7 protein-coding genes and 1 pseudogene are annotated in these 6,289 nt (G+C 35.2%); 2 read left to right on the top strand and 6 right to left on the bottom strand.

Going from position 1 to position 6,289, the window contains the following annotated elements:
* Positions 1 to 377 (top strand): annotated as a pseudogene (locus BFG57_RS19015) (hypothetical protein); the annotation flags it as partial.
* A 335-nt stretch (positions 378 to 712) separates the two neighbouring features.
* On the opposite strand, the gene BFG57_RS18660 reads toward BFG57_RS19015, so the two are convergent.
* The 4 genes from BFG57_RS18660 to BFG57_RS12980 form a co-directional block, all read right to left on the bottom strand.
* Complete coding sequence (locus tag BFG57_RS18660) at positions 713 to 1,012, bottom strand: hypothetical protein (RefSeq protein ID WP_139125140.1); 300 nt, start codon at positions 1,010 to 1,012, stop codon at positions 713 to 715.
* Between the two features lie 342 nt (positions 1,013 to 1,354).
* A complete protein-coding gene (locus BFG57_RS12990) occupies positions 1,355 to 2,605 on the bottom strand; it encodes an MFS transporter (RefSeq protein ID WP_069717924.1) in 1,251 nt (416 codons plus the stop codon).
* A gap of 60 nt (positions 2,606 to 2,665) precedes the next feature.
* Complete coding sequence (locus tag BFG57_RS12985) at positions 2,666 to 3,841, bottom strand: winged helix-turn-helix domain-containing protein (RefSeq protein WP_083249254.1); 1,176 nt, start codon at positions 3,839 to 3,841, stop codon at positions 2,666 to 2,668.
* Complete coding sequence (locus BFG57_RS12980; RefSeq protein WP_069717922.1) at positions 3,838 to 4,221, bottom strand: hypothetical protein; 384 nt, start codon at positions 4,219 to 4,221, stop codon at positions 3,838 to 3,840. The genes BFG57_RS12985 and BFG57_RS12980 overlap by 4 nt, the downstream gene beginning before the upstream one ends.
* 189 nt (positions 4,222 to 4,410) lie before the next feature.
* On the opposite strand from BFG57_RS12980, the gene BFG57_RS12975 reads away from it, so the two are divergent.
* Positions 4,411 to 5,139, top strand: a complete 729-nt coding sequence (locus tag BFG57_RS12975; protein ID WP_083249253.1) for a DUF4230 domain-containing protein — start codon at positions 4,411 to 4,413, stop codon at positions 5,137 to 5,139.
* Positions 5,140 to 5,370: 231 nt separating this feature from the next.
* Here BFG57_RS12975 and BFG57_RS12970 read toward each other — a convergent pair whose 3' ends face one another.
* Both BFG57_RS12970 and BFG57_RS12965 read right to left on the bottom strand, forming a co-directional pair.
* A complete protein-coding gene (locus BFG57_RS12970) occupies positions 5,371 to 5,745 on the bottom strand; it encodes a GIY-YIG nuclease family protein (RefSeq protein ID WP_069717921.1) in 375 nt (124 codons plus the stop codon).
* A 76-nt stretch (positions 5,746 to 5,821) separates the two neighbouring features.
* Entirely contained in the window at positions 5,822 to 6,283 is a 462-nt protein-coding gene (locus BFG57_RS12965) for a helix-turn-helix domain-containing protein (protein WP_069717920.1), read from the bottom strand.
* Between the last annotated feature and the right edge of the window lie 6 nt (positions 6,284 to 6,289).

Here is a 6,289-nt window from a genome sequence, read left to right as displayed (position 1 = left end):
AAATTCGTGCGCAAGTAGAAGCGGGCGAAATCACGAAAGAAGAAGCACATGAAAAGCTTGCAGAGTTAGGAATTGAAAAAACAAAAGGTAAAAAAGGTCATTTTCGAGGAACATCTAACTTAGATGAAGAAACGAAAGCAGCATTAAAAGAAATTCGTCAGCAAGTGAAAGAGGGAACACTAACGAAAGAAGAAGCACGTGAGGAAATTAAAGCGTTAGGGTTAGAAGATCCAATTGGTAAACGCGGTCGTGCTCAAGCATATTCTCAATTAGATGAAGAAACGAAAGCAGCGTTAGAAGAGATTCGTGAGCAAGTGAAAGCAGGAGACATCACGAAGGAAGAAGCGCAACAGTTACTAGAAGATTTAGGACTATAAGAACGGATAAGCAAATAAGATTACGAACTATACTCTGATTTTGACACATATGGAAAAGCCACTGATCGTTTAACGTCAGTGGCTTTTCTGTTCGTAAAATAATAGGAGATTAGAATAATTAAAGCAAACCACTTCATTTCAATCCTAATATGAAAACCGTTTTTTTATTAGCTTCCTAGTTTCACTTCTATCTGCAATTATAATTAATTAGAAGAAATTCAATTTAATAAACCTCACTCTATAAAAGAATGAGGTTCCATGTATTGAGATTTATCTTTAGTTCGAAATTACTAAGGCTTTTTAAGGTTTAACCTAATGATATAATCTATAAAATTTTAACTATATTTAGACTTTCTTAGGTAGTAATAAATAAACGTAAAACCAAACGTCGCAATCATAGTAGCTCCAGTTATATATACGCCATTCCAATCATACAAACTTCCTGTAAATTTCCACATCGAATAAGTGATAAATCCGATGAGAACGATCAGTGCAGTGCTAAGGATTAGCATTGTAAGGTGTTGTTGCACTTCTTTAAGATACTTGTTAGTAACGATCTTCTCAAGTGATACAATTTTACGGATTACAAAAATTAATGTAAAGTAGCTAACAATTAGAAAAAGTAAGTGGCTCATAATTGGTTAAGAAATACCTCTCTTTCAATGTTTAGATAGATGTTATAGAGAGTTTATTAGTATAATAATAGCATTTTAACCAATTATTATCAATTGGATGGGCGGTTAATTCGATTGATAATTTTCTTCAGTTCATCGTAATTATTTGAGCGATATAACTAAATGCTTTCTACCTTTGTACTGTAAATCACTTCAGAACCGTTTGATTAGCATTTACTAAAATTTCATCATATGAAAAGTAGACTTACGTTGTTTTTACTTTGGGTGGAAATATATGTTTGACTATAATTGTCATAGTTTTCAACTATGCAGAAACAACTATATGACAACATCACCTTTATATTATCCTTCATTTACCTGTTCAAGTTGGTTTTCTATCTCATCTTTGCGCATGTGTATCGTCCAAATGTACTTTTGAAAGCCAATTCCGATACAGGCAACGATACTTGTAAATAGTCCAGAGAGAAGGAAAACTGGTTGAACGCCCATCGATTTTACGAGTAAGCCACCGAGTGGAGGTGCGGTGATTAAGATAAGGCAAAATAAAGCATTTTGCATACCGTAAACTTTCCCGATGTGATGTTTAGCTGTTTCAATTTGTAATAAATAATTAAATGCTACGATAAATATTCCGTTGCCAAGCCCAGTAATCAGTCCTAATGCAACGGGTAAGAGTAGGTTTTCCTCGTTTCTCCATAATCCAAAGCCGATAAAACTAATCGCAATGAGGAGTAGACTCCCTCCGAAAGCCCATCCGTAATTAAGCTGTTTTCTTCGATTCAGAATGGCCATGCCAATGAATGCACCAAGTCCACTTGCGGCGAGCATCCAACCTAACCGTTCTGGTTTCGTCGGTAACATTTCTCGAAATAGAATTGGAAATTGTGTATCGATTAAATGAACGGTGAAGACACCAAAGCTTATGAAAATGAAGCTAAACAGGAGGATTTTTTGACTGAGTACATATTTCCAGCCTGCGAGTAGACCAGTTTCGTTTGTGTCCGTTTCATCTTGACTTTCTAATTCATCGATCTCTCTTAATGTAAGTAGAATGATCGCTGAGATAAGGGAGCTAATCGCGTTAATAATCATACAAATTTGCGGTGAAGAAACCGCAAGAATTGTAGCACCAATTAATGGTCCAGCAATTTTGCCGGCTTGATTAATCATTGCGATCAGAGAAGATGCTTGTAATAATTGTTCTTTTTGTACGATTGAACGAACTAATGATTGTTGTGAAGGAAGTATGACGAGAGCAATCGTTGAACGAATAAAAATGAGTGGAAATAATAGATAAATGCTGTCAGCAAACAGAAAGCCAAATGTTATCAATCCACTAAGTACATCTGAAGCGATCATAAGCTTGCGTCTTGGTAGGCGATCAGAAAGGACACCTGCATACGTTCCAAATAAGACACCTGGAAGGGCGTACATTAATGGAACATATGCAATTGTCATTGGATCAAGCTTCCACGTGTAGGCGAGTAAGACGGAGATCGCAAGCATATCAAAGTAGTCTCCGATAATCGAAATGGAAGCAGCGGAGAATAGTCTTACAAAGCGATGATTTTTCCAAATTGCTTTTGTTTTCATGTTTAGAATCCCCTTTTCGTTATGATAGATCGATCATAACGAACATTTATCAGAGGAATATCAGACAGAAGGGATGTGAATGAGTATTTCATTCTCAATTCGTCGTCTTAGCGTATCGAAATCATATTTCTTTGCGAGTCGATTCCATTCTTTTTCATATTTCTTTAATAGTCTCGATTCATGGAAACGTTCACGTAAAAACTGTAACAACATATGTAGCAAATGCACGTTAATAAACTCAAACCGAGATTGCTTAATGATCGCAAGCCCTGTATCGATAGTTTGTTCTGCTTCGAGCGGTAGACCTTTTCTAAGCTGATCAATGCCTTTTAAGATTAGGTAATGACCTTTTTCTCTAAGGAAAGGCTGTTCTTTGAGCATTTTGTCAACTTCTTCTAGTTTGTGACTCGCTTCATCTAGTCCGTTTGTTTGGAAAAGGTAGAAGACTTCTGTAAGTTTGAAATATAAGTGAAAGCCATCAAGTTTCTCATCGAATATTCGTTGCTTTGAAATGGCTAATCGTTTGCTTGCTTCCGTCAGATGACCTGCTTGAATAAGAACAGGTATGATTGAAAGAATTTCAACTTCCTTTTCCCTTTCAGGTGAAAATACGTTTCCTCGTAAGGCACGTTCGTATAATAGCAACGTCTTATCAACATCATCTTGGATCGAGCTATAGATTCCGAGGAAGAAAAAAATTTTCTCTTCTAAATCATTTGGGTGGTTATCCAAAATCTCGAAAAATTGCCCTTGAATAAACTTTAAATACAAGTTGTAAAAAGGATTAATTTGCAGGCCTAAATGTGTTTGATTGTCAATCAGTGTATGAAGGGCTTCACCTTGACCGTATAAATGATATTTCTCCAAAATTTCATTAGCCCGCTCGTTCAAATCTGAATCAATTAACGATGGATTAAGTGCTAGGTCATCACTTTTCACTTGCAACGTATATCCAAGTCCTCGTACAGTGTTAATTTTAATAATATGTTGTAGTGGTTGAAGCTTCTTTCGTAATCGATATATGTGATCATCAACCGTTCGATCGATTGGGGTTTCGAGCTTCCAGATGTTATCGAGTAATTTCTCTCTTGAGAAAGTTTGATCCGTATGTTCATATAAAAAACGAAGCAGTTCAAACTCTTTACGGAGAAGTTCAATCGTTTGAACACCGTAAGTGACAGTATAGTCTTTTTCATGAAAGTTCAATTGAGCCATGTCTATCAATCCTTCTTTCATTCACTATTTAGTTCAATTCCATAAATTGTGCGGATAATGTCTCCTGTTTCTTGATGAATGTAATAAATGACGGCTGGTGTATTGTATTCCGGATTCATTTGTTTGGCATTAAGGCGAATTTCCCATGTTTGCACATCTTTTTCTTCTTGTTCAGAAAAAACTCTTGAATCATACATATCACGTGAATATTCATCAGAAAGGGTAACATCTTCATATCCTTCATCAATCGCTTGATTAATTGCGATTTGTTCAGCTTGTTCGGCTGTAATGGAAGGCTGTTTGCTTTGATTGATTGTTAATAAAATCATAGCTGTTACGGTTGAGGCGCAAATGATGAAAATGAGCACACCGATAAGTGTTGAAGATTTTTTTGCTTTCATGATGCTTTCTTCCTTTCAATTAATTTGTACTAATAAGTAGGCTGTTGCTAATTGAATGGTTCTGCTTATGGAAAATCTTAACCATTATTCATCTAATTTATTATTCTATCAGAAGTGAACATCGTCTGATGAATTTTTTAATAGATTCAGCTAAAATGAAGGTAGTTCGTATTGCGAGGATGTGAAAGAGTGAAGAACAAAGAAACAATCGATAGATTAGAAGAAATTGTACAAGAGATGAAACGGGCGAAGCAAGAAACTGCCGCAACATATGTTGAACCTCGTGCAAGCCGTTCTGGAGAATTATTAGGGGTTTTTCTGAAAACGTGGGGGAAATGGCTGTTTCTTCTTACGTTATTTGTAATCATAAGTGGAGCAGGCGTGTTTTGGTACATGACTCAATCTAGTGCAACTAACGAGACTGGTAGTTATGTAACTGAGGTAAGAGAATTATCAAAGCTTGCAACAGCTGAAGCATTCGTGAAGACGGTAATTGAACATGAGGATAATCAATTATTTGGAAAAGATATCAATGTGAATGTCCCTGGTACGAAACGAAAAGTGTTGTTAATTATTCCAGGTAATATTCTAGCGGGTGTGGACTTACAGCAAGTTTCAGAAAATGATATTAATATAGATGAAGAAAAGAAAACAATGCACATTACATTGCCACATGCACAACTACTACAAGAGCCATCGTTGGATGTCGATGAAGTGAAGCTATTTTCTGTTGAAGGAGTTTTTCGTGGAGATGTAGATTGGGAAGAAGGATTTGAATTTGCAGCGGAAGCGAAGCAACAAATGATTGAAGAAGCAACGGAGATGGGCCTATTCACACGTGCAGAAGAGCAAGCTGAAAAAGTATTGCAGCAATTCTTCGCTAAGTTAGGATATGAGGTCGAAGTGATGTATGAATAAGAGGGGGAGTTATTTCTATAATTAAAGAATTCATGATAAAAGTTTTGAGATGGTTAATATAACTACTTTTTATCTGTAGAGTTCAAAAAGGTGTGAAGAATACGTCAAGTAACACGGAAATAAACAATTCTATTGTATATTTCTTAGCTACTTGACGTTTATTTTTTTGCTACGTATCAACTGTCGCTATGATTCCCACTTCATCCCTAAGAAAATTCACTGATGGAAGTTTCACTTAATTTTGTGATACCCGTTTTCTTCATACGGCTTCAATATTTCAAACCACTTTTCTTCTAATGTTTTTAATTTCTTTTGATATTTTTTTAGATCGCCTAAATCAGTTACAATCTCTTCTTCAGGTTTAATTTTTTCTAGAATTTCAAATGAAAAATTGCCTTCCCCAAGTATGTTCCAGTCGTTCTGCAAATCTTTATTTTTATGATTATTAAATTTTAACTCAAACTTTTGACGGTTGATAATTCCTTTTAAATCCATACTACTACCTAGCAAGACCTTACCATTTGATTGATTTTCAATTTGATAAATACCCATTTCAGTATGAGTTTGTTTATATTGCAGCTTTTTCAATTTTTGGTTGTTATCCATCGGTTCTCATCCTTCCCTATAAAATGTGATTATCATCAATAGGTGCTTATTTTGTGAGGTTATTAGTAAAATCCTCTTATTCATCTATGTTGTCTGCTTCAATTTTGTCTAAAAATTGGTCAATCATCTCGTTTATACGCTCATCTTCTCTATGAAGAATTGATGCTAGACGCCCGATTCTTACTTGTTTGACACGTTCTTTTTCAAGCTCTTTCACCTTTTCGGTGTACAATTCGTTATTTTCAGGTTCCAATTCAATTTTCTTTTTTGCTAATAACATTTGAATGTCAATTTTCGTAATTGGATTAAGATTCCTAGTAAATTGTTTCTCATCCACTAAATATTCTTTATCCAAATCGAAGTACTGGCATAGTAATTGTAATCGTTCTTTAGGAATGGGTCGTCGTTTCTTAATCCAATCTGAAAATTGTTGGGGTGTGATATTTAATTCTTTGCCAATCTGAGAATAAGACTTGTCATTAATTAAAACCAAATACTCTAAGGTTGTCTTCGAATTTAATATGTCTGTTTTCTTCATTGACTG

Origin of the sequence: Bacillus solimangrovi (assembly GCF_001742425.1) — a bacterium.
Lineage (GTDB): Bacteria > Bacillota > Bacilli > Bacillales > Bacillaceae_N > Bacillus_AV > Bacillus_AV solimangrovi.
This window is presented reverse-complemented; position numbering and strand designations above follow the sequence as displayed.

Coding starts and splice junctions, on each gene's coding strand:
- BFG57_RS18660 (WP_139125140.1), bottom strand. CDS start 1,012: ATGAGCCACTTACTTTTTCTAATTGTTAGCTACTTTACATTAATTTTT.
- BFG57_RS12990 (WP_069717924.1), bottom strand. CDS start 2,605: ATGAAAACAAAAGCAATTTGGAAAAATCATCGCTTTGTAAGACTATTC.
- BFG57_RS12985 (WP_083249254.1), bottom strand. CDS start 3,841: ATGAAAGAAGGATTGATAGACATGGCTCAATTGAACTTTCATGAAAAA.
- BFG57_RS12980 (WP_069717922.1), bottom strand. CDS start 4,221: ATGAAAGCAAAAAAATCTTCAACACTTATCGGTGTGCTCATTTTCATC.
- BFG57_RS12970 (WP_069717921.1), bottom strand. CDS start 5,745: ATGGATAACAACCAAAAATTGAAAAAGCTGCAATATAAACAAACTCAT.
- BFG57_RS12965 (WP_069717920.1), bottom strand. CDS start 6,283: ATGAAGAAAACAGACATATTAAATTCGAAGACAACCTTAGAGTATTTG.